We start from the raw sequence: 22,858 nt of genomic DNA, 5'->3' as shown, positions 1-22,858 counted from the left end.
TAGAGTTCCCGGTTTTCGATGTTTCGGAGCGCGTCCCCCTGTACCCCCTGCTGTCTCGCCCGCGGGCGAGACAGCAGGCCGAAGACCGGGTGTGAATGTTAAGATAAGGTAAAGCCGTACTATACTTATCGAATTTTTTAGATAAAAATCATTATCTTGCGAGCGATGGAACACGAGAACCGGAATCGGGGATTGATGATCGCCATCCATGCCATCGCATGGGGGCTGATGTTCGGGTTTCCGCTGCTGTTCACACAGGGCAGCGGGCAAACGATAGACTGGGTGGGGTACACAGGCTATTGCATGGTGCCGCTGAGTTTCATGCTGGTCTTTTATACCAACTATTTCGGCCTGATCGGGCGGCTGCTGTTCCGGCGCAGGGTGGTGGGATTCGTGGCGGCCAACGCGGTGCTGATTCTGGCGGTCGTCCTGTTGATCCACCTGTGGTTCGAATTTTTCCGCGTCGTGGTACGCGGAGAGATGCCTCCGCCGGAAGACCGCGGACCGCACCTGCCGATGGCGGTGTTCATGCTGCGGGACGTATTGCTGCTGGGGCTGACGGCGGCCCTCAGCGTGGCGATCCGGGTGACGGGCGACTGGTACCGCACCGAGTCGGAGCGGCAGCAGGCGGAACAGGCCCGCACGCAGGCCGAACTCCAGAACCTGAAAAGCCAGCTGAATCCCCATTTCCTGTTCAACACGCTGAACAATATCTATTCGTTGATCGCCATCGGGCCGGAGCGGGCGCAGGAAGCGGTGTTGCAGCTGAGCGGCCTGCTGAGGCACGTGCTGTACGAAAAGAACCAGGATTTCGTCCCGTTGGAAAAGGAGCTGGCTTTCGTGCGGAGCTACGTGGAACTGATGAGCCTCCGGCTGCCGGGGACAGTGAAGTTGCGGGTGAAGATCGCGGACGCGGCGGACGCCGGGGGCAGAATCGTGGCGCCGCTGCTGTTCATCACGCTGATCGAAAACGCTTTCAAACACGGCGTGTCGGCCGATGCGCCGTCGTTCGTGGACATCGCCCTGGAAATTCCCGGCGGAACGGACTGGGTGAAATGCCGCATCGTGAACAGCTATTTCCCGAAACTGGACAACGACCGCAGCGGCTCCGGCGTGGGCCTGGAAAACCTCCGCCGCCGGCTGGGGCTGCTCTATCCGGGCGGCTACACCCTCCGGACGGAACGCGAGGGAGACCGGTTCGTGGCTGAAATGACCGTAAATTGCAGGATTCGATATGATGCTGAATTGCCTGATCGTCGATGACGAGCCGTTGGCGCTCGATCTGTTGGAAAATTATGTCGGACGCACGCCGTTCCTGCAATTGGCAGGACGTGCCGGAAGCGCGCTGGAGGCTCTCCAGTGTCTGGACCGGGCCGGGCGGGATTCGGCAGAGGCGGTCGATCTCCTCTTCCTGGACATCCAGATGCCGCAGCTGAACGGGATCGAGTTTTCGCGGTTGCTGACCGAGCGCGGCGCGGGCCGCACGAAAGTGATCTTTACCACGGCTTTCGAGCAGTATGCGTTGGAGGGGTTCCGCGTGGATGCGCTGGATTATCTGCTCAAACCGATCAGCTATACGGAGTTCCTGCGGGCGGCGATGAAGGCGCACGACTGGTTTCTGAAAACGGCGACGGGAGCGGCTCCGGAACCGGTGCCGGTTCCGAAACGGGACAGCATATGGGTAAGGGCCGATTACCGGCAGGTGCGGATCCGGCTGGCCGACGTGCAATACATAGAGGGGGTAAAGGATTATGTCCGGATATGCCTGGCGGACGGTTCGCACGTGATGACGCAGATGAGTCTCAAGGCGATGGGGGAACAGCTTCCGGGGGACGAGTTCGTGCGGGTGCACCGCTCCTATATCGTCCACATGCCGGAGGTGAGGACGATCGAACGGGGGCGGATCGTTTTCGGCAAGGTACGCATCCCGGTGTCGGATTCATACCGGGACGAATTCATGCGGATGCTGGCGCAGCGGGCTTTTATCGCGCCGAAAGCCGGGGTCGGGGAAGCGTCGCAAGAAGCCTGAAAACGGCCGGAGGTTTCTGTCCGGGGGAAATATCAGGTACTTATATACGAACTGCACGGCAGAGGATCGCGCGATTCCGATTCTGCGGTACCGTCGGCCGTTCCGGCCGGGAGTTCTCTCTGTCGTAAAGGGGCGGCGCAGGCCGAAAAAACGCCGGTGAAAACTGCCGGTGCATCAAAGGATAGAATCGGGGAATCGTATATATTTTCTTTATAAAACAGCTTTCGGTCCGCCCGGCAGACATCTTAGGCGACGCTGCCGAACCGGGACGGTGCACGAATCGGAAAGAGAAAGATCGAGAGGCGCCGAAAATCGCTTGTCTTTAATAATCCTACGATTTTCGGAGAGACCGCGCAAAGACCTGACGAAAAAAAGCCCCCGCAGCATATGCCGCGGGGGCTTCCGGAAAATCCCTGAGCCACAAGCCAGGCTCGAACTGGCGACCTTTTCGTTACGAATGAAATGCTCTACCGACTGAGCTATTGTGGCGTTTACGGATGCAAAGATAATCATTTTTCTTTAACTCCCAACTCTCGAAGCCGGTTTAAAAAGAACGAATATCTCTTGGTAACGATATACGACTTTCCTCTGTTTGATATGGATACCTGGTTTTCAACTTCTTTCGGTTTGCGCCCGCTCTCTCGGAGAAAATTCCCGGTCCCCAGTGCGGGGGCGGCATCGCCGGGCCGGTCGGGAAAATCATTGCTCGATTCGGGTGAAGCCGTATATAGCGGCCTTATTTTTTACCGGCCTTTAGCCAGGGCGTCGGTACCGCTGTGCGCGATGTCGTGTGCGAACCGGATCGGGGTCGGCCGGGGAAGAGTCTCGGGCAGGCCCGGTTATCTGGCCACGGAGGTGATGATGTCCATGTCCAGTTTCCGGATGCGGGCGGCTATCGCTTCCATCTCTTCGTAAGAGACTTTTTGCAGGTCGTCGGCGGGCGTGTTCCGGTCGATCGTGTAGAGCATCACTTCGGAGGGATGGATCCGGCGGATGGCGTCCAGATAGGCTTCCACCTCTTCGGGCGTGGTATTGTCGATATGGTGTCCGCCGTAGTCGCCGCGCAGGAACATGGTCTGAACGACGAGGCAACCCTGGAATTCCTGGAGCAGTTCGATGATCCGGGCGACGGTACGGTCGTTCCGGGGCTGGTTGATATGCCGCATGGTGGCGTCGATGGCGGAGTCGAATTTGAGGATATTCCTGTCTACGCGCAGCAAGGCTTTGCGTACAGCTTCGCGGTCGATCATCGTGGCGTTGCTCAGCACGGCGATTTTGGTCGCGGGGGCGTAACGGTCTCTGAGGGCGAGGGTGGCGTCGATAATCCGGTCGAAGTCGGGATGCATGGTGGGTTCGCCGTTCCCTGCGAAGGTGATGACGTCGGGCAGTTTCCGCTCTTCGCTCATGGTTTTCAGCTTCGCTTCGAGGGCGGGAATAACTTTTTCGTAAGGATTGAATGCGCCTTCGCCGTGCGCTCCGTTCCAACCGCATTCGCAATAGATGCAGTTGAAGTTGCAGAGCTTGGAGGCGGGGGCGAGCAGATTCACTCCCAAGGAGGTGCCGAGCCTGCGGCTATGAATCGGCCCGACTATAATGCTGTCGAACAAAAATGTATCCATCTGTTTGATTATTAACTGTTCGTTTATTCTGTACTGTTCAGGTTTGAGGCGCCAAGAGGAAGGCGAAGCCAAACTTTTTGAGATCGTATCTCCTGAGTTTGGCAGGTGCCCTTTTCTTCAGGATTTTTCGGTCGGAACGACAGCCCGTTGTTTTGCGGTTCGCAGAACCGCCGGCCTTGTCGCCCTGGCGCTCTGCGCCACGGGGGGAGGGCGACAGGCCGAACCTCAAGTTTAGGTGCAGGCCGTCGTTTCGGACAACAGTATTCCGGAACCCGAAGCGTGCAGGTTGCCTTGGTTTTCCTCTTTGTTTCGGCTCTTTGGTTCTTTCTTTTCAAAGAAAGAACGGTTGCCTCCAAAACCAAAACAGTACGGATAAACGAACGACAAAAAATATGTATCTTTGAGTTTTCAAAATTACTCGAAAAAATGTTCAGAACAGCAACTTGCGGCGAACTTCGTTTGGCCGATAGGGATAAGGCCGTCATTCTGGCCGGGTGGGTCCAGAAAGTACGCAACCTCGGCGCGATGGTATTTATCGACCTGCGCGACCGTTACGGCATTACCCAGATCACCGTGGACGAGCACGCTCCGGCAGAGCTGAAAGCCGTCGCCGAGAACCTCGGACGCGAATATGTGGTTCAGGTCAGCGGAAAAGTCACCGAGCGGTCGGCCAAAAATACGAAAATACCGACCGGCGAGATAGAAATCATCGCAACTGAAATAAAAGTACTGAACGCCAGCGAGGTGCCTCCCTTTACCATCGAAGAAAATTCCGACGGCGGCGACGACCTGCGGATGAAATACCGATACCTCGATTTGCGTCGGGCGCCGCTTCAGCGGGCGATGATGCTCCGCCACCGGCTGGCGCAGGAAATCCGCAGATACCTCGACGGACAGGGTTTTATGGAGATCGAAACGCCCTATATGATCAAATCGACCCCGGAAGGGGCACGGGATTTCGTGGTACCTTCGCGGATGAATCCCGGCGAGTTTTACGCCCTGCCCCAGTCGCCGCAAACTTTCAAACAGCTTCTGATGGTATCGGGTTACGACCGTTATTTCCAGATCGTGCGCTGTTTCCGCGACGAAGACCTGCGGGCCGACCGCCAGCCGGAGTTCACCCAGGTGGACTGTGAGATGGCTTTCGTGGAACGCGAGGACGTGTTGGAAGTGTTCGAGGGGATGATGCGGACGATGTTCGACAAGACGCTCGGCATAACGTTCCCCGGGGATCGATTCCCGCGTATGAGTTGGCGCGAGGCGATGGAGACTTACGGTTCGGACAAACCCGACATCCGTTTCGGGATGAAGTTCAACGATATGACTTCACTGGCGAAAGGGCATGGCTTCGCGGTGTTCGACAGTGCGGAGTATGTGGGCGGGATTTGCGTTCCGGGTTGCGCGTCCTATACCCGGAAGCAGTTGGACGGCCTGACGGAATTCGTGAAGCGGCCTCAGGTGGGGGCCAAAGGGTTGGTTTATGTACGGCGCGAGGCGGACGGCTCGTATAAGTCGAGCGTGGACAAGTTTTATCCGCAGGAAGCGTTGGCGGGATGGGGCGAAGCGACGGGCATGCGCCCGGGCGACCTGCTCCTGATTCTGGCCGGGCCGAAAAAACAGACGCTGGCGGCTTTGTGCGCGTTGCGTCTGGAGATGGGCGACCGGTTGGGCCTCCGGCCGCACGATACGTTCGCTCCGTTGTGGGTGGTGGATTTCCCGCTATTGGAGTGGGACGACGAGACGCAGCGCTATTATGCGATGCACCATCCGTTCACGTCGCCGAAAACGGAGGATATGGAGAAGTTCTTTTCGGGCGACATGAAGGCGCTGGGCGATGTACGGGCGGAGGCTTACGATTTCGTGGTGAACGGCGTGGAGGTCGGCGGAGGGTCGATCCGTATCCACGACGGACGGGTGCAGAGCCGGATGTTCGAGGTGTTGGGTTTCTCGCCGGAGGAGGCGCAGGCGCAGTTCGGGTTCCTGCTGGGGGCGTTCAGGTACGGTGCGCCGCCGCACGGGGGAATCGCGTTCGGCTTCGACCGCATGTGTTCGCTGTTCGGCGGATCGGATTCGATCCGGGACTTTATCGCGTTCCCGAAAAATAACAGCGGACGCGACATGATGATCGATGCGCCGTCGCCGCTGGCGGAGGCGCAACTCGAAGAACTCCGCATCGCTGTCGCTAAACCGGAATAATAACCGTTCGTTTATCTGTACTGTTCAGGTTTGAGGCGACTGTTCTCTTTGTGAACAAAGAGAACCAGAAAAACTTTTTGAGATGCTTGCGCATCTCTTGAGCCTGGCGGATGACTTTTGCCTTTGAAAGTTTGTTCTGTAACGGATAGGGGACTTTAATATCGTTATGCCCGATGTCCCCTATCCGTTACAGAACAAAGAAGTCTGCAAGAAAAGGTTTTCGACAAACTGAGGCGCTGCAAACCTGCTCGAAAGTTTCTTTGGTTCTTTCTTTTCAAAGAAAGAACAGTGGACTCTACCCTCAATGTACGGATAAACGAACGATTCAAATAGAGAAATGGGTATATTCGACATATTCAGGAAGAAAGACTCCGGTCAGGCCGAACGGGCCACTTTGGAGAGCGGGTTGGAGAAGAGCCGCGAAGGGATCTTTTCCAAGATTTCCCGGGCCGTAGCCGGGAAATCGAAAGTCGATGAAGAGGTGCTCGACGAATTGGAAGAGATTCTGATCACCGCCGACGTAGGCGTGGACACCACCCTTCGCATCATCGAACGTATCGAAGCCCGCGTAGCCCGCGACAAATACCTCGGCACCGACGAACTGAACGCCATTTTGCGCGATGAAGTGACCGCCCTGTTGGCCGAGGCTCCCGCCGCGACCACCTCGTCCGATCTCGGTTTCCTGTTCGAAAAAGACAAGGCAGGGAATCCTTTCGTGCTGATGGTCGTGGGAGTGAACGGCGTGGGGAAAACCACCACCATCGGCAAACTCGCCGCGCGGCTCGCGGCAGCCGGTAAAACCGTGTATCTGGGGGCCGCCGATACCTTCCGCGCCGCAGCCATCGACCAGCTCGAAGTGTGGGCAGAGCGGGCCGGAGCCAGGCTGATCAAACAACAGATGGGCGCCGATCCCGCCTCGGTCGCCTTCGACACCCTTTCGGCAGCCAAAGCCGCCGGGGCCGATGTGGCGATTATCGACACCGCCGGCCGTCTGCACAACAAGGTCAATCTGATGAACGAACTGACCAAGATCCGTAACGTGATGCAGAAAGTGGTCCCCGAAGCGCCGCACGAAGTCATGCTCGTTCTGGACGGTTCCACCGGGCAGAACGCGTTCGAGCAGGCGAAACAGTTCTCCGCCGCCACGCAGATTTCGTCGCTGGCGATCACCAAGCTGGACGGTACGGCCAAAGGCGGCGTAGTGATCGGCATCTCGGAGCAGTTCCGCATCCCCGTTCGGTATATCGGCGTCGGGGAAGGAATCGACGACTTGCAGGTGTTCGACCGGGAGCGTTTCGTCGCGTCGCTGTTCGGCGGACGTCGGGCCTGACCGGAGAGGGCGGATGCCGGAGAGCGATTTTTGCGAACCTCCCGCAGCCGAAACATATATGCACAAGCGGAGGGCCGCCAATCAAGGCGGCCCTCCGCTTTTATCGTTGGTCCCCTATATCCGGACTTTACCTAAAACAGCACAGTAATCCTCGTGCGGCCCGGTTTCGGGAGGAATACTCCCCCTGTCTGCCACTATTTCCGGGAAAAGAGCAACAGACCGATAAAGGCATACAACCCGCATACGAGGATAAAGAGGCATTGAGGGGCCTGCCGTACGGGATTGGTCTTGCGGATTACGCAGAACGCGGCGGCCAACACCAGCCCCAGGATCAGCGCCCAGGCGGATATGTCCGTTACACGCGGCACGACTTCGGTGTCCGAACCGGAAGTGAACGAGAGCCGGAACGGAAAGACGAACTTCCCGGCCTTTTCGAGCGCCGTGGGTTCCGGAGCCGGATAATGCAGCTCTTTCAACCGGCCGAAAGTTTCGCCGTCGATGGCATAGAAATGTTCCGCTCCGTCCGTATCGCTGACCTTCACTGTCCAGTCGAACGGGTTGCCCACGATCATGACACCCTGGCGCGTCAGGTCGAGAGGAGGGATGGCCACGGGGTGCAGGGCGTAATCCCCGGTGGTCAGCGCGTAAAACTGTCCGGCCTTGTCGGTCAGGAAAGCGAAGTACTGGCGGCCGCGGTATTCCGTGACGAATATCTGCGCGACCTCCAACCCTTCCGGCAGCTCGACGGCCCGGACGAAAGGCCGTCCTTTCGTCTGTTTGAGGTGGAAGAGTTTACCTTCGTTGTCGGTGATGAAAAAACCTTCGTCGTATTCTTTGCGCGTGGTCGGGTTCCCGGCGATCACCCGTGCCGGAAAAACGAACCCTTTTTTACGCATCATTTCGGTGAACGCCGCGCTTTTGTCGGCTTTGACGGTATTGGTCTCGCAATCGATGAAGGTAATGCCGTTCCGGTCGATCCGGAACACGTCGTCCGACGCTTCGAGATCGACGCGGCCCGACATGGATTCCAGCAACGGATAGATGCCGGGGACGTTGGCATTCACCTGCCTCGGCGAGCTGCGGAACATGAAGTTGCCGGCCTGGGCCAGTTTTGGAGTGACCGCCACGCCCCGGATGCTGTCCGGGAACCGATTGTCGGAAATCAACTGGCGGTAATAAAAGAAAGGCAGTATGCTGTCGAACTGTTTATCGGTGAAACGTCGTCCGGCGGCGTCTTGATATTCGATGCCGCGATCGGTGGCTTCGAGCCAGGAAAATTCGCCGCTGACGGAGCTGTACAGCGTGAACGGTGCGCTCGGCGAAGCGCCGCCGAGAAGACCGTAGGCCCAGGGCAGGGTCCATGCCAACAGAACGGTGGCGATGAAGTACAGGAGTATTTTGCTTGTTCGTATCATCGGTGTAATGGTTTTACGGTTGGGTTAGCTATTCGGAACGCAGCCGGAGCCAGCGAGGATTGCTTGCAGGCCTTCGCCGGGGGTGGCTCCGGCCTGCGCGGCTCACTACGTTCGCCGCAAGCTCCAGGCCGGTTTCCCTATACGAATAACCCGATATAATCAGTCCTGTTCGCCGGTTTTGAACCGGTAAACGGAAAGCATGCCGAGCAGGCTCAGCAGCAGGGTGAAAAGCGTCAGGCCCGGCAGGAAAGCGTTATAGGCTTCGGGAGCGGGGGCCAGGAAGAAGATACGCAGTACGCCGGCGCCGACCAGCATATTGAGGATACGCCGCTTCCAGGTCGGTTCCAGGCAAACCCAGGCCGTCAGGAAATAAGCGGCCAGACCGGCCGCGTACCAGGGTAAGGCGGTGAGGACGACGCGGGCGAACAGCTCGCGGGCGACTAACGCGTCGAAACAGATGCCGATCAGCGCGAGGCTGACCAGATACGTGACGCAAAGGGCCAGCGTGCCGTACAGCAGCATGGATGCGACCATCCGGTAATGCGGGTATGGCAGATGCAGGGTCAGTTTCAGGCGGCTCTGCTGCATTTCCGGCACGAACTGGAAAACGGCCATCAGCAGGCCTGCCAGCAGGGGCAGGTAGGTCAGCAGATCGACGAAAACGGCGTCGCGTTCGAGCATGACTTCCCAGAGGTGCACTGCGCCTTTGAATTCGATAATCCGGCTCACGTTCAGCAGGCAATATCCCGTGAACGCGGCCAGCAGGAGGGTCGAGAGCAGGAAATACCAGCGGGTCTTGATCCACTCTTTGTAAAATATCGCTTTTTCCATGTATCTTTTGGTTGGGCCGTATCCGGAGTTGTATGTGCGGGCGCGGAACATCCGGTCGATTGCGTGTTTTCGATTTTCGGGCCGCTCCGTCGCCCGCGGCAGCTTTACTGCCCGGAGCGGCCCGCCGCTGCCGCGGGATTCAGGCTAATATTTTCCGGTCAGGCCGATGAAAGCGTCTTCGAGGCCGACGCGGCGGCTTTCGAGACCGGCATAGGGTACTTTCTGCGCGTCCAGTATCCGGCGGACTTCCTCTTCGGGCAGGAACGAAAAAAACTCTCCGCTGTTGCGGATCGCCGACGGATGGTAGATCCGTTCGTCTTCGGGCAGCGGCCCTTCGGCGGTCATCGTGAAGGTATATTGCCGGACGGTGTCGAGCAGTTCGCCTACCGGTTTCTGAAGCAGGATCCGGCCATAGTCGAGCATGATGCAGTCATCGATCAGCCGTTCCATGTCCTGGATGATGTGCGAGGTGAGGAAGACGGTCTTGTTTTCGGCTTTGGCGTATTCGCGCAGGTATTCGATAAAGAGCCGCCGGTAGCCGGGGTCGAGACCCAGCGAAAAGTCGTCGAGCACGAGCAGGTCGGGATTCTGGGCGAGGATCAGGCCGAGGGCTACCTGCGACCGCTGGCCGCACGACATGCGCGAAATGCGCTGGCCGGGCGCGACGTGCAGTTTGTCCATCAGTTCGTAATAGGCCGCCCGGTTCCAGCGGGGATAGAACGGGGCGTAGAATTTTTCGATCTGCGCGATGCTCATGAAGGTGTACTGGATGTGCCCTTCGATCAGCAGACCGATGTTCTGCCGGGTACGCGGATCCATCTCTTGGATATTCTCGCCGAAGATGTAACACGCGCCGGAACGGGGTTTGAGGTATCCGCTCAGGATATTGATGGTGGTGGTTTTACCTGTCCCGTTTTTGCCGAGCAGCCCGAGAATGCGGCCCCGGGGAACGCCGAAACTCAGGTTTTCGTAAATGAGCCGTTTCCCGTAGTAGTGGGTCAGGCTACGGCACTCTATGATGTTGTCTGTCATATGTTTGAATTTATCGATTCAGGCGGTTCGCGGAACCGCGCGGGCCGAAGCCTCCCCCGCGGAGGGTATCGAGCGGCACCCGATCCGGACTGTAATTGCCCTAATTTCCGCAGGCTTCGCCCCTACCCTAAAAGAAGAACAGGAACGCCAACGGGAAAAGCAGTCCGGCGAGCATTTCGATGCCGCCCCAGCCGAGGAATCCTTTGCGCCCTTTCATCATGGTGAATCCGGTGACCGTAATGAGGATCAGGGCGATGCCGAAGATGTCGGAAAAAACGGTCCACCAGCGGCCGGGGTTGTAGTGCAGGCGGCTGATGGCACTGAAAAAGGGACGCCGTTTGAAGGCTTCGTATTCGGCTTGGCCGGTGCCGAGGTCGGCCACGACGCTGGAACCTCCTTTGAGGAAAACTTTCAGGGTGCCTTCTTTCGGAAAGTAGTGCTTGGTATAGGCGTTTTCTTCCCCTACGGGTTCCAGAAGGTTTTTTCTGACCCACTCTTCGGTGATGCCGCTGCGGGGCGGAATGCCTCCTTCGACGGCGAAGGTATGCCGGCTGATGTCGTAGTTGCTGTTGAAGGTCGCTTTATGATTCAGGGCAATCCCGGATATGGCGTAAATCAGAATCACGCCGGCGAAAAAGTACGAAAAGTCGCGGTGCAAACGACGGCTCGCTTTCCGTACTCCGGTCATAAATGACGATGCCATCCTTTATATCTTAATTTCTTAATCCGTTCGTTTATCCGTACATTGAGGGTAGAGTCCACTGTTCTTTCTTTGAAAAGAAAGAACCAAAGAAACTTTCGAGCAGGTTTGCAACGCCTCAGTTTGTCGAAAACCTTTTCTTACAGACTTCTTTGTTCTGTAACGGATAGGGGACATCGGGTATAACGATACTAAAGTCCCCTATCCGTTACAGAACAAGCTTTCAAAGGCAAAGGTCATCCGCCAGGCTCAAGAGATGCGCAAGCATCTCAAAAAGTTTTTCTGGTTCTCTTTGTTCACAAAGAGAACAGTCGCCTCAAACCTAAACAGTGCGAATAAACGAACGGTTAAAAGTTATGATTTACGAGAGAGGGGATTATTTATTGATCGTGTAGGAATCTCCGTCGATATAATAGAACGAGAGGTACTCCTTTCCATCCTTGGCCTTCCGGTCAGCGATGCGCTGGCGGAACGCCGCGATACGATCCGCAGCCGAAACCGCTCCCGTCGCCTCGCCGCGCGCCTTTTGTTCCGAGTCGCAGCCCGCGCCGTTTGCGCCGTGCTGTTCAGTGGTTTGAGTTTTCACCTGTTCCTCCCATTGCGAGAGATACGCTTCGTCGATACGCTGTTCGCGTAGGATGCCGTTGATCGTCAGGATATTATTGACCACATCCTGCGGAAACTTCCCGATTTTTTCGCCCGCTTCCACCCGGATCGTTTTCGTGTCGTCGCTGCCCATCAGGAAAAGTTTGCCGCCCCCTTTCGAGCAGATATGCGTGCAGATACCCTCTACGACGATCGGCTGATCCACCAGCGTTTCGGCGACGGACAGCAGCGAATCGAGATCCATCGTCTTCGTCGCAACCGACTGGTTTTCGGTCGTTTCGGCCGTACCGGCGTTTGGGGTGCCGTTTCCGCAAGAAGCGAAAGTCAGTGCGCCGGCAAGGGCGAGCGAGAACAGAATGTGCTTTTTCATGGTATGGTTGGTTTTAATTGGTTTCCTATGCGGCTCCGGAGAGCGACCTTTCCGGGCAGGTTGCCTTACCTTGTGCGTCCCGGTTCGGACATACCTGCGCGTCGGCAAAGGTAAAATACCCCTTTCGGGTAGGGAATCCCCAAATATGGGGATAAGTACCTTCGGATATCCTAATAAATGGCTATCCCGGAAGTGTCTGATTTTTTGACATCCGGTGTCTATTTTTTAGACACTTTTCGACAGGTGATGTTCTTGGATACTATTGATTAACAGTATATTGGTATGAATGGCATCCGAATTGCCCGATTCTGTTCCGTCGAAATATATGTATTCGTACCATGAAAAAGATCGTTTTCCTGTTTACCGGCTTGATGATCGTCCTCGGGGCTGCCGCAAAGCCCAAAGCGACGGCTACGACCGGCGTTTCAGAACCCGCGGTGGACCGGCGGGTCGAATTGATGACCATCGTCGCCCGGCTGGCCGGCTATCCGGAGTATCAATCGAAATTCACTCCCGCATATACCGATAGCCTTGACGCCTGGTTCGCCCCCTATAAAGAGCATCCGGCCGTGGAGTATATGAGAATGATGCGCGAAAGGACCGGGTTGAGTTACAATGCCGTGCCTATTATGGGCGTTTATCTGACCGATCCGCCGCATCTGTGCCCGCGGCTGCCACTCACCGAGATGCAGCCGGAAAGCCGATGGGGAGTCAAATACGGCACGAAATTCATTAAGCTGCTGAACAAATTCTACAAAGAGGCCCGCTGCGGGGAGTTTTTCGCCCGACAGGATTCATTATTCACTCAGGTGGAAAAGGCGTTCGGGGATGTTTTCGCCGAAATCGATATGGGCTGGTTCGCCCGTTTTTTCGGTAAAGAAGCGCAAGGAGGTATGGTGCCGGTCGTCGGCATGGGTTTCGGCGGAGGCAATTACGGGGGCGATATCGTTTATCCCGATTCGACCGTCGATCGGTATGCTTTTATGGGGTCGTGGGGCATGCGGGACGGAAAGCCGTATTTCGATCCGGAAATGTTCCGGAATACCATCGTGCATGAATTTTGCCATTCGTTCGTCAATCCGGCTTTGGAGGGCGACGCGGAGCTGGCGCGGCCTGCAGAGCGGCTTTTCTCGGCTTATGCCGAACCGATGCGCGCGCAGGCTTACGGGGATGGGAAGACGGTGCTGAACGAGACTTTCGTCCGTGCGGCAGTGATCCGTTATCTGATGGAGCAGGCCGACACGGCGGCTGTCGATAAAGAAATGTGGATGCAGATCGGCCGCCGGTTCATCTGGATGCCGGAGGCGGTGGAACTGTTGGGCGAATATGAGGCCGACCGGGAGAAATATCCCGATTTCCGCAGTTTCACGCCCCGTATCGCGGAATTCTGCAATGAGACGGCGGCGCAGATCGACACTATTCGTGCCCGCCGGGCGGCTGAGAAAGAGCGCATGAAAGCCAACGCCCTGCATGTCATAGCCATCGAACCCTTCGGCAACGGAGCGCAGGATGTGGACCCGAAACTGACCGAAATCACCATTCGTTTCGATAAACCGCTGGTCGGACGAGGCTACGCTTTTAATGCAGGGCCGGGCGGCGAGGCGACGCTTTTTAAGTTCGACGTTAAAAACTACTCCAAAGATAAAACGGCACTGACCCTGGCGGTCGAGCTTGAACCGAACCACGAATACGAACTGGTGGTGCTACACGGCCTCAGCTTCGTAACGCCCGAAGGCATCCATATGCTCGAAGACTATCTGGTTAAGTTCCGTACCCGAGCCGAGTGACGCCGGAGTCGGCCGGCAGTACGATTTCTGCGAGGCGGTCCGGGCCTCCCCAAAAGTGGGGAGGCCCGGACCGTTTTATCCTCATATATGGCGATTGCGGCGGCTGGAGGGCGCGAATATCTTTGTGCCGCTATTCGAATAAAGATGCCCCGGTTTTTCGTTTCCATACTGCTCCTGTTGGTCGCCCCCGGCGCCGCGGCGGGAGCCATTCTGCGGGGTACCGTCGCCGATGCCGCTACGGGGCAGCCGCAGGACTACGCGCTGGTACAGCTTTTCCCGGCCGGGAGCAGTTCGCCGCGCGGGGCCATTACCGACGCGCAGGGTGCATTCGTCTTTTCCGGCCTGCAACCCGGAGACTACCGGGTTAAAGTCGCTTTCGTGGGGTTCCGGGATTGGGAACGTACCGTGCGGATCGCAGGCGACACCACGTTGCGGATCGGGCTGGTGGCCAAGCCGCTGACGGCGCAGGAGGTGGTGGTGACCGCCAAAGAGTCGAAAGGGGCCACCAGCGCCTCGCGCATCGACCGGCAGGCGATGGAACATATCCAGCCGTCGAGTTTCTCGGATTTGCTCTCCCTGCTTCCCGGCGGTATGGCGCAGACCCCCCGGTTGGGCGCTCCAAACCTGATCAAGTTGCGCGAAGCAGGCAACAGCAGCGACGATTACGACATCTCCTCGCTGGGGACGGCGTTCACGGTGGACGGGGTGCCGATCAGCACCGACGCCAACTTGCAGGCCGTACCGGGGTCGAGTATCGATAATTCGCTCGTCTCGCGCGGGCTGGACATGCGGGCCATCCCGACCGACAACATCGAATCCGTCGAGATCGTGCGGGGCATCCCCTCGGTAGAATACGGCAACCTGACCAGCGGGCTGGTCAATATCCGGCGGCGGGCGACCGCCACGCCGTTCGAAGCGCGATTCAAGGCCGACGAATACGGAAAACTGGTCTCGGCGGGCAAAGGGATCGCGCTCAAGGGGGACGACAAGGTGCTGAATATCGACGGAGATTACCTGACGGCCCGCAGCGATCCGCGCAACACGTTGGCCAATTACAGGCGTATCACCGGATCGCTGCGTTACAACAGTCGCAGTGTGACCGACCGCGCCTCGCTCCGCTGGCGGCTGAGCCTGGACTACACCGGTTCGCTCGACAAGGAAAAAACGGACGCCGACGCTTCGATGGCCGGCGACCGCTTCAAAGCCTCGTACAACCGTTTCGCATTTGCCTCTGCTTTCCATTGGGTCTTTTTCGATGCCGGGGCGGTAAAATCGCTGGATATCACGGCGTCGCTGGCGCAGGAGGTGAGCCGGATGGAACAGACCAAACAGGTCTATCTGAACCGGCCCGTCCCGCTGCCGGTGGGGATGACGAACGGCCAGGAGCACGATGCGGAACTGCTGCCCTATAAATATACGGCCGACGTGGCGGTGGACGGCAAGCCGATGAACGCTTTCGTCAAGGCCGTCCTGGGGCTGGGAGGCCGGACGGGCGGCGTGCGGCACGACGGCAAAGCGGGGCTGGACTGGAAATACGACAAGAACTGGGGGAAAGGCCAGGTGTACGACATCACGCGGCCGTTGAACCCGAGCAATACCAACCGACCGCGGGCGTTCAGCGATATTCCGGCCGGCACCGAGCTGTCGCTCTTCGCCGAGGACGCGCTCCGGTTCGAGGCGGGCCGGCACCGGTTCGTGGTGACGGCCGGGGTGCGTGCCATGATGCCGCTCAACATCCGCAAAGCGTATGCGATGCACGGCAAAGTATATGTCGATCCGCGCGTGAACGTGCAATGGAAACTGCCCGCCGCGGGCGAAGGGGCGGGCCGGTGGAACTTCGAAGTCGCCGGGGGGATCGGGCGGCATACCAAAACCCCGACGCTCGACCAGCTTTATCCCGACCCGATTTACAACGATCTGGTGCAGCTGAACTACTACCCGACCGATCCCGACCTGCGGCGGATCAATATGCTGACTTACGTGTGGGACAACATCAATTTCGACCTGCGTCCGGCCCGCAACCTCAAGTGGGAAGTCCGTTTCAGCACGCAGCACCGGGGGATGGACTTTTCGGTAACCTATTTTCAGGAACGGATGCGGGACGGGTTCCGCACGATGAGCTACTACAAAGCCCTGCCGTATAAAAAGTACGACGCGAACGCGATCGACCCCGGAACGCTCACCGGGCCGCCCGACCTGGCGGACGTGCCTTACACGACCGATACGTTGCTGGATACGTACGGCCGATGGGCGAACGGCAGCCGGATCGATAAACGGGGGATCGAGTTCCAGTTCTCCTCGCCGCGGATCGAATCCATCCGCACGCGTATCACGGTGAACGGGGCGTGGTTCCGGACGACGTACAGCAACAGTGCGCCGATATACCGTTCGGCGACGGTCAATCTGGGGGGCGATCCGCTCAAATACGTGGGCCTGTACGACTGGGAAGACGGCTCGGTGCGCCAGCAGTTCAACACCAACGTGACGTTCGATACCCATCTGGAAAAGCTGGGGCTGACCTTTTCGACCACGTTCCAGTGCCTTTGGTTTACCAGCAGCCAGCCGTTGTGGAACGACGGGGTGCCGGTGGCGTGGGTGGACGCTTCGGGCACGGAACATCCCTTCACCGAGGCCGACAAGCACGATACGCAGCTGCAATGGCTGGTGCAGACCTACTCGGCGAGCTATTTCGACCGTTCGACAGTGCCGTTCGCGATGGATGTGAACCTGAAGGCGACCAAGCATTTCGGCCGGTGGGCGCGGTTGGCGATGTATGTCAATCGACTGCTGAGCGCCTATCCGGACTATTACCGCAACGGGGTGCTGACGCGGCGGTCGGCGTCGCCCTATTTCGGGATGGAACTGAACCTGACTTTTTAACGAAAAGAGGGATACCCGGCGGGGATTTCCCCGAAGAACACGGAAATGTCTAACTAAAAAACATACGAACCATGAAACGACTGAAAAGACTCGCGCTGCTGTGCACCGCGGCCCTGGCGTTGGCTTCCTGCTCGGACAACACGCCGAAACAGGTAACGATCGGCAACGAGACGATCGAATTGACGGCTCCCGGCAACATCACTTCGATGAATGTCAAGAGCGGTAAATATACTTTTACCAACGTGACTACCGGCGTGGCGAAAGAACTCGAATATCCGCTTTCGTCGGATGCCAGCGTCGAGGAAGGGCTGTATAACGTGAAATTCGAAGGCGAAGCCGAAGTGCTGGTCGATCTGACCAAAGCGGCCGACGAAGAGGAGGCCCCGACGCCCGTTACCGTCAAGATGCAGGGCGTGGCCAACAACGTGGTGGTCAAGGCCGACGGGACTTTCAGCCTGGAACTCAAACTTTCCGTCGTCCCGGAAGCCAGCAACGATTTCGTGATTTCGGAGATTTATTATGTAGGTTCCGCCTATGCGCCCGATGCCAGCGGCAAACAGAAACAGTATAACGGCGATCAGTATATCAAAATCACCAACAACTCCGATACGGTGCTTTTTGCTGACGGGCTGGCCCTTTGCGAGTCGGAATTCACGACTTCCCAGAAAAAGAGCGGGCTGACTCCCGATGTCCGCGACGAGGCGATTACGGTGGACTGTTTTATGGTGATCCCCGGTTCGGGAACCGATTATCCGGTACAGCCCGGCGAGTCGATTATCCTGTGCGACAATGCCCAGAATCATAAGGAGGCCGATCCGTCGTTCATGAACCTCAGCGGCGCGAATTTCGAGTGGTACACGTCGTCCACCAGCAGTACTACTACGGATACGGATAACCCTGCCGTGCCGAACCTCGATATCTACTATTGCTATACGAGAACTATTTTCGTCTTCAACAAGCAGGGAACGAAGGCTTATGCTCTCGCCCGTCTGCCGGAGGGGATGACCAAGGAAAAGTGGCTCAACGATTATGCCTATACCTATACTTATACGCTGGTGACCGGCAAACCTTCCAAGGGTTCTACGGCCTACAAGGTTCCGAATGAATGGGTGGTGGATGCCGTGGAACTCCGCAGTTACAAGTCGGAATTCGCATGGCCGGTATTCGACCCGTCGTTCGATATCAGCTATACTTATTGCGGCGATCTGAATGCCGGTTCGATCGATTTCGGTACCGCCGTACGCCGCAAAGTGGCTTCGACGACCGAGGACGGACGCCAGATTTTGCAGGATACGAACAATTCGGCTGAAGATTTCGAACGTAACGTGACGCCGTCGATGAAATAAAAAACGCAGGGCCGGCTCCCGCGATTCCATTCCGGAACCCGGAGCCGGCCCTACGCGGGACGCGGCTGCGGCCCGACTCGGGGTACTATTACGGATAGCCCTGGGGTTGTTTGTCCGCACAGCGACCGGTCCGGAGCCACTCCCGGTGCAGGCCTTGCTATTTATCGTACGGTTAAAATATTTCGGAAATATCCCTTTCAGGCTTGTACTTTATATATCTATGTAGCTCCCGGCCCTCGATGTCTCGGCGCGCGTCCCCCTGCGCGCCCTGCGGGCTCGCCCGCGACCGAGACAGCCGTCCGGAAACCGGAACAAGCCGAATAGGGATACTGCCGAAATATTTTACCCGTTCGGCTTTGCGCCCACCCATTGGCGCAAACTCCCGGTCGGAGTGCCCGGAGGCACCGCGAAAGCCGGTGATTCTTATGAATCGCGGAAACTAAAAACTCTACGGTTAATTACCATGTTTTCTTTTAGTCAGGCCGGAGCCACCCCGGGCGTAGGCCTGCAAGCAGTCCACGCTGGCTCCGGCCTTGAGTCTGCAAATTAAAAGTAGGTTTAAATAAGTACTTCTTTCGGTGCCTTACTTTGTACCCGAAGTACGGGCAGAGACTGCCGACCCGGGAATGTGCGATTTTCCGATCCGACGGGAGTCGGGAGCGGGGAATCGCATTCCCGGCGGGTTCTTTGCTTGCTTTCTTGCCCGCCCAAGAAAGCAAGTGCCCCGCCGGCATGAGGCGTCCGGGGAAGCCGGTGCCCCGTGGCATGAGCGGGCGCAGAAAAACAAACGCCCGTCGGCGAAAGACAGTACATTTAAACCGTACAGTTAATTTTATAGCCGGAGCCAGCGGAGCCGAAACAAGCGTAGCGCAGTTGCAGGCCGCCGCCCGGGGTGGCTTCGGCCTGACTAAGGGAGAATATTGAAATAAACCGTACGGTTGCCTGCATAAACCCGCAGGGCATGGGCAGTTACGGCCCGGGGAGCCGAGCGGCGCCGGGCTATGCCGGGGACGGTTCCGGACTGATAAGGGAGAACGCTTCAAGTAATTGTACGATAAGTCGTCCCGCTTTTATCGCGCCGGCAGAACCGATCGGCCATCGTTCGTAAAATTCATAAAAATCCGCCTGATACGTGAGGTGCATCCGACATATCTTCCTCTGGGCCTTGTGCCAGCCCGTCCTTTCGGCAGCGGCCGTACAGGCCGACAGCCTGCCGCTCTTCCGGCGGGCGATGCTCGATGCGTCGCCTGCGGCGGCCCTGCCTGCCGCAGTCTTGCGGAATCCGGCCGCCATGTGGTATCGGCAGGGATTTTCGCTCTCCGAATTGTCGATCGGCTATGAAGACAGCCGGCGGGGTACGGCGGCCTTGGCACAGGACGGAAACGGGTACGGAGGGTTCGGTTTCGCCGCGCGTTCTTTCGTGCTGACCGGCCCGAAAGGGCGGGCTTTCGGCGGAGCCGGTTATACCAACGGTACGCGGCGCGATGTACGGTGGAGCGAAACCGCTGATTTCGCCTTGCTTTATCCGTATGTGACCGCCGATTCGGTCGGCGGTAGCCTGTCTTCGGAGACCTACCGTTTTTCGGGCGGATATGCCCATACGACGGGCGAATGGACCTGGGCGGCCTGGCTGGATTACCGGGCGTTGCTCGAATACCGGGAAGTGGATCCCCGGCCCCGGAACGTGGTTTCCGACCTGCAAGGGTCGTTGGCGGCGGCACGGAACGTGGGGTCGGAGTACCGGCTGTCGTTGGCCGTGCGGGGGCGGAAATACGGCCAACGGGGAGATATCGCTTTCTATAACGAGACCTATCAAGCTTCCGTTTACCACCTGACCGGGCTGGGTATGGATTACGTCCGTTTCGCGGGCGTCCAGACCAGCGCCAATTATTCGGGTTGGGGCGCGGGCGGTTCGGTGGATCTCTTTCCGGCTTCGCGGAACGGTTTTTCGGCCTCGGCGGGGTACGATTATTTCACTTTCCGCAAAGAGATGACCGGGATGAACAACCTGCCGCTGGTATCCGTGGCCGACCATTCCGCGTCCGCCACAGCGGCCTACAACGGCCGTGCGGACAGGGTGGCCTGGGGCGTCACGGCCGAGGGCGGTTATCGGAAACGGAACGGGACGGAGCATATCTTCGGCGATCCGGCAGGAAATATCTACCCTGAGATCGGAACGAGCGAGGGCTATTCCGACCGGATCGTGAACGGGACTGTGTCGGGATTCGTGGGAAGTCTGCCAGCGGCCCATACCGTCTGGTGGGTGAAACCGTCGGTTTCCTGGTTCGATTTCCGTTCCGAATATCCGTCGGCCCTGCGCCGGATGTCTTTCTCGCGTTGGCAGGCGGGGATGGACGCAGCGGCGATCTGCGCCTGGGAACAGTGGATGTTGCAGGCCGAAGTCGGTCTGTCCCGGTCGGGCAGAATCTCCGGCGAATTGGCTTTGCCGGAGGCTGATTTCAGCACTTCGCGCATCCGCACGCTGGAGGCCAATTACCGGTATCTGACGGATGATTTCACCCGTCTGCGGCTGGGAATCCGGGTCAGTCGTCGGATCGGCGGCGAACGGGCGATCTTTGCGCAGGGAGGCTGGACGCACGATTGGTTCTCGGCCTGCGGTACGGCTGACGGTTGGTCGGTGTCGCTCGGATTCGCGTTCTGACGGTTTCGGCAGTAGGAAAAGAGTACCCGATTATATACAAATCCCGGTCTATGTACTTTGATATACCGATAACTTTTACCCGCGTTTTTCGGTTCCTCCCCCGATGGCATGAGGCGGCGCACCCCCGGGCAAAAGACCCGGAGGGCCGGCGCGAGCCGAAAAAGCATCCATGAAAACGAATCGGTATATCGAAATAGATCATCGGGAAAGAATAAGTGTTGGTAAATATTAGGACTTTACCCACAGCCGTACAATGCTCGCCCCGAACGGTTCTGCGGTACCGTTCGACGCTCGGATCAGGACTCTGTACGGATCAGGAGGGCGGAAACCGGGATAGCCTGATAATCAACCTGTATAAGAGTAAAGTCCTGTCTGTTTACCCAATAAAAAAGCGGTTTCGCCCGAAAATCGGGCGAAACCGCTTTCCTTTTACGGCACACGGATTCAATCGTCGATATCGATCAGTTGGAACTGCTTGTTGAAGGTCAGTTCGAGACGGTTGCTGAGTTTGACTTCGTAATCGGCATAGCCGCGTTCGATTTTCAGGACGTTCGCCCCCGCATAATACTGTTTCACGTAATCGGCGATCTGTGCCGGGACCAGTTCGGCCGGTACGACGGTATATTTGCAGTCGAGTTCCGACCATTCGCCCGAGCTGTTAAATTCCGCCTTGTTACCGTTGGCGAACAACACTTCGTACGAGGTCTTGAAGAAGTCTTTTTCCTCTTTGGCGAAAGCGACGTTCACGTCGGCGAAATATTTCTTGATGAATTGCTGGGCGGCGGCAGGGAGCTGGGCGACGGTGATCGGCCGATCGTTGTCGGCGCGGACGACGGTTTGCAGCGAGAAGAGGCAAACGAACAGAACGAGGATCTTTTTCATGGCATTATAGGTTTTTAGGGTTTGACAATCCGTAGCCTTGGCATTAACTACATGACAAAGGTGGGGAGCGATTCTGAAAAGAATATGAAATCGGCGATTTCCCGTGAAAATTTTCGAGCGGAGTTCCGGGGCGGTAACTATTTCGCGGACGATCCCCCCCTTCGGGTCGGGCGGGAGGCGTGCCGTCCGGAGGCCGGGAGTAACGGATATGCACAACCTGCCCGTTTCTGTCGAGTTCAGCCGGGCAACGGATTTTTCCCGCAAGGGAACCGGGGGAGGGTCAGATTTCGACCAGGCCGTTTTTGATGGCGTAAACGACCAGATTCGCCGTATTCTTACAGTTCGTTTTTTCGAGGATGTTGGCCCGGTGTTTATCGACAGTCCGTTTCGAGATAAAGAGCATGTCGGCGATTTCGTAGTTGGTCAGCCCTTTGCAGATCAGCAGCAGGATCTCTTTCTCCCGTTCGGAAAGTACGGTCCCGTCTTCGTGGGCGCCTTTTTCGTCGGTTTCCGTTTCGTCCGGGGCGGGAGACGATGACCGCAGGTTGCTGACAAGGTTGAACAACAGTTCCTGTGAAAAGTAGGACCCGCCGTCCAGTACCGTTTCGAGGGCGGTGTAGACCTCCGTAATGTCCGAGTTTTTGAGCAGGAATCCTTTGACGCCCTGGGACACCATCTTGAAGTAGTAGTCTTCTTCGCCGTACATCGACAGGGTGATGATCCGCAGGTCGGGATAGCGGGCGAGGGCTTCGCCGGCGGCGTCGATGCCGTTCATCTCGGGCATCGAAATGTCGAGCAGCACGATATCGGGCAACCCTGCCGGCGTCCGTGCGGCGGCCTCCAGAAGGGCGAGCATCTCGGTGCCGGTACCGGCTTCGCCGGATACGCTGAACTTCGGATGCGAATTGAGCAATAACTTCAATCCGTTCCGAAATAGAGCGTGGTCGTCCACTAATAATACCGTATATCGCTTGTCCGCTTCCATATTTTTCAATTATCCGTTCGTTTATTTGGTACTGTTCAGGTTTGAGGCGACTGTTCTCTTTAACTTCGCTACGCTCGTTTTGCCTGCGGCTTCCTCGTGCTGCCTTGCCAAAGACCGTGAACGGTCTTGGGTCTCGGAACGCTACTCGGTTCCTCCTCGCCGCTTACCATAGCCCGCAAGCGGTCTCC

General features: G+C 57.6%; 16 protein-coding genes and 1 tRNA gene. 8 read left to right on the top strand and 9 right to left on the bottom strand.

Annotation, left to right across the window (positions count from 1 at the left end; translation table 11 throughout):
- Positions 1-165 precede the first annotated feature (165 nt).
- Both RIKMI_RS0105085 and RIKMI_RS13095 read left to right on the top strand, forming a co-directional pair.
- The gene (locus RIKMI_RS0105085; protein ID WP_027290716.1) at positions 166-1,263 is read left to right on the top strand and encodes a sensor histidine kinase; all 1,098 of its coding nucleotides are present in this window, start codon (positions 166-168) and stop codon (positions 1,261-1,263) included.
- Positions 1,235-2,029, top strand: coding sequence for a LytR/AlgR family response regulator transcription factor (locus tag RIKMI_RS13095; RefSeq protein ID WP_051214357.1), 795 nt, complete (start codon positions 1,235-1,237; stop codon positions 2,027-2,029). Before RIKMI_RS0105085 ends, RIKMI_RS13095 begins: the two co-directional genes overlap by 29 nt.
- A 416-nt stretch (positions 2,030-2,445) precedes the next feature.
- Here RIKMI_RS13095 and RIKMI_RS0105075 read toward each other — a convergent pair.
- Both RIKMI_RS0105075 and RIKMI_RS0105070 read right to left on the bottom strand, forming a co-directional pair.
- Positions 2,446-2,518, bottom strand: a tRNA-Thr gene (locus tag RIKMI_RS0105075).
- Between the two features lie 350 nt (positions 2,519-2,868).
- The gene (locus tag RIKMI_RS0105070; protein ID WP_027290715.1) at positions 2,869-3,648 is read right to left on the bottom strand and encodes a radical SAM protein; all 780 of its coding nucleotides are present in this window, start codon (positions 3,646-3,648) and stop codon (positions 2,869-2,871) included.
- Positions 3,649-4,074: 426 nt separating this feature from the next.
- Here RIKMI_RS0105070 and aspS point away from each other — a divergent pair, with 426 nt between their 5' ends.
- Together aspS and ftsY are read left to right on the top strand one after the other, a co-directional pair.
- Positions 4,075-5,844 (top strand): aspartate--tRNA ligase, encoded by a 1,770-nt coding sequence (gene aspS / locus RIKMI_RS0105060; protein ID WP_027290713.1) that lies wholly within the window; start codon positions 4,075-4,077, stop codon positions 5,842-5,844.
- A gap of 337 nt (positions 5,845-6,181) precedes the next feature.
- Positions 6,182-7,174 carry a signal recognition particle-docking protein FtsY gene (gene ftsY, locus RIKMI_RS0105055; protein WP_027290712.1) on the top strand — a complete coding sequence of 331 codons (993 nt, stop codon included), beginning with the start codon at positions 6,182-6,184 and terminating at the stop codon, positions 7,172-7,174.
- 194 nt (positions 7,175-7,368) lie between these two features.
- On the opposite strand, the gene RIKMI_RS0105050 is transcribed toward ftsY, so the two are convergent.
- The 5 genes from RIKMI_RS0105050 to RIKMI_RS0105030 all read right to left on the bottom strand — a co-directional run bounded on the left by RIKMI_RS0105050 (position 7,369) and on the right by RIKMI_RS0105030 (position 12,128).
- Complete coding sequence (locus RIKMI_RS0105050; RefSeq protein ID WP_027290711.1) at positions 7,369-8,589, bottom strand: DUF4857 domain-containing protein; 1,221 nt, start codon at positions 8,587-8,589, stop codon at positions 7,369-7,371.
- Positions 8,590-8,748: 159 nt separating this feature from the next.
- Positions 8,749-9,420: a hypothetical protein gene (locus RIKMI_RS0105045; RefSeq protein ID WP_027290710.1), complete on the bottom strand. Its 672-nt coding sequence runs from the start codon at positions 9,418-9,420 to the stop codon at positions 8,749-8,751.
- 144 nt (positions 9,421-9,564) lie between these two features.
- The gene (locus tag RIKMI_RS0105040; protein ID WP_027290709.1) at positions 9,565-10,452 is read right to left on the bottom strand and encodes an ABC transporter ATP-binding protein; all 888 of its coding nucleotides are present in this window, start codon (positions 10,450-10,452) and stop codon (positions 9,565-9,567) included.
- Between the two features lie 127 nt (positions 10,453-10,579).
- Positions 10,580-11,140, bottom strand: a complete 561-nt coding sequence (locus RIKMI_RS0105035; RefSeq protein WP_027290708.1) for a PepSY-associated TM helix domain-containing protein — start codon at positions 11,138-11,140, stop codon at positions 10,580-10,582.
- A 388-nt stretch (positions 11,141-11,528) separates the two neighbouring features.
- Positions 11,529-12,128 carry a hypothetical protein gene (locus RIKMI_RS0105030; protein WP_027290707.1) on the bottom strand — a complete coding sequence of 200 codons (600 nt, stop codon included), beginning with the start codon at positions 12,126-12,128 and terminating at the stop codon, positions 11,529-11,531.
- Positions 12,129-12,466: 338 nt separating this feature from the next.
- On the opposite strand from RIKMI_RS0105030, the gene RIKMI_RS0105025 reads away from it, so the two are divergent.
- The 4 genes from RIKMI_RS0105025 (at position 12,467) to RIKMI_RS0105010 (ending at position 20,803) form a co-directional block, all read left to right on the top strand.
- Positions 12,467-13,915: a DUF4932 domain-containing protein gene (locus RIKMI_RS0105025; RefSeq protein ID WP_027290706.1), complete on the top strand. Its 1,449-nt coding sequence runs from the start codon at positions 12,467-12,469 to the stop codon at positions 13,913-13,915.
- A 144-nt stretch (positions 13,916-14,059) separates the two neighbouring features.
- Complete coding sequence (locus RIKMI_RS0105020) at positions 14,060-16,795, top strand: TonB-dependent receptor (protein WP_051214356.1); 2,736 nt, start codon at positions 14,060-14,062, stop codon at positions 16,793-16,795.
- Between the two features lie 71 nt (positions 16,796-16,866).
- Complete coding sequence (locus tag RIKMI_RS0105015; RefSeq protein WP_027290704.1) at positions 16,867-18,141, top strand: DUF4876 domain-containing protein; 1,275 nt, start codon at positions 16,867-16,869, stop codon at positions 18,139-18,141.
- Positions 18,142-19,273: 1,132 nt separating this feature from the next.
- Complete coding sequence (locus RIKMI_RS0105010; RefSeq protein ID WP_147288425.1) at positions 19,274-20,803, top strand: DUF6850 family outer membrane beta-barrel protein; 1,530 nt, start codon at positions 19,274-19,276, stop codon at positions 20,801-20,803.
- A 444-nt stretch (positions 20,804-21,247) separates the two neighbouring features.
- On the opposite strand, the gene RIKMI_RS0105005 is transcribed toward RIKMI_RS0105010, so the two are convergent.
- Positions 21,248-21,685 (bottom strand): PepSY-like domain-containing protein, encoded by a 438-nt coding sequence (locus RIKMI_RS0105005; protein WP_027290702.1) that lies wholly within the window; start codon positions 21,683-21,685, stop codon positions 21,248-21,250.
- Between the two features lie 280 nt (positions 21,686-21,965).
- The gene (locus tag RIKMI_RS0105000) at positions 21,966-22,670 is read right to left on the bottom strand and encodes a response regulator (protein WP_027290701.1); all 705 of its coding nucleotides are present in this window, start codon (positions 22,668-22,670) and stop codon (positions 21,966-21,968) included.
- Positions 22,671-22,858 lie beyond the last annotated feature (188 nt).

Source organism: Rikenella microfusus DSM 15922, from assembly GCF_000427365.1.
In the GTDB taxonomy this organism is placed as follows: domain Bacteria; phylum Bacteroidota; class Bacteroidia; order Bacteroidales; family Rikenellaceae; genus Rikenella; species Rikenella microfusus.
Note: the sequence above shows the minus strand (reverse complement) of the source record. Positions and strands in the feature narration are given on the sequence as shown.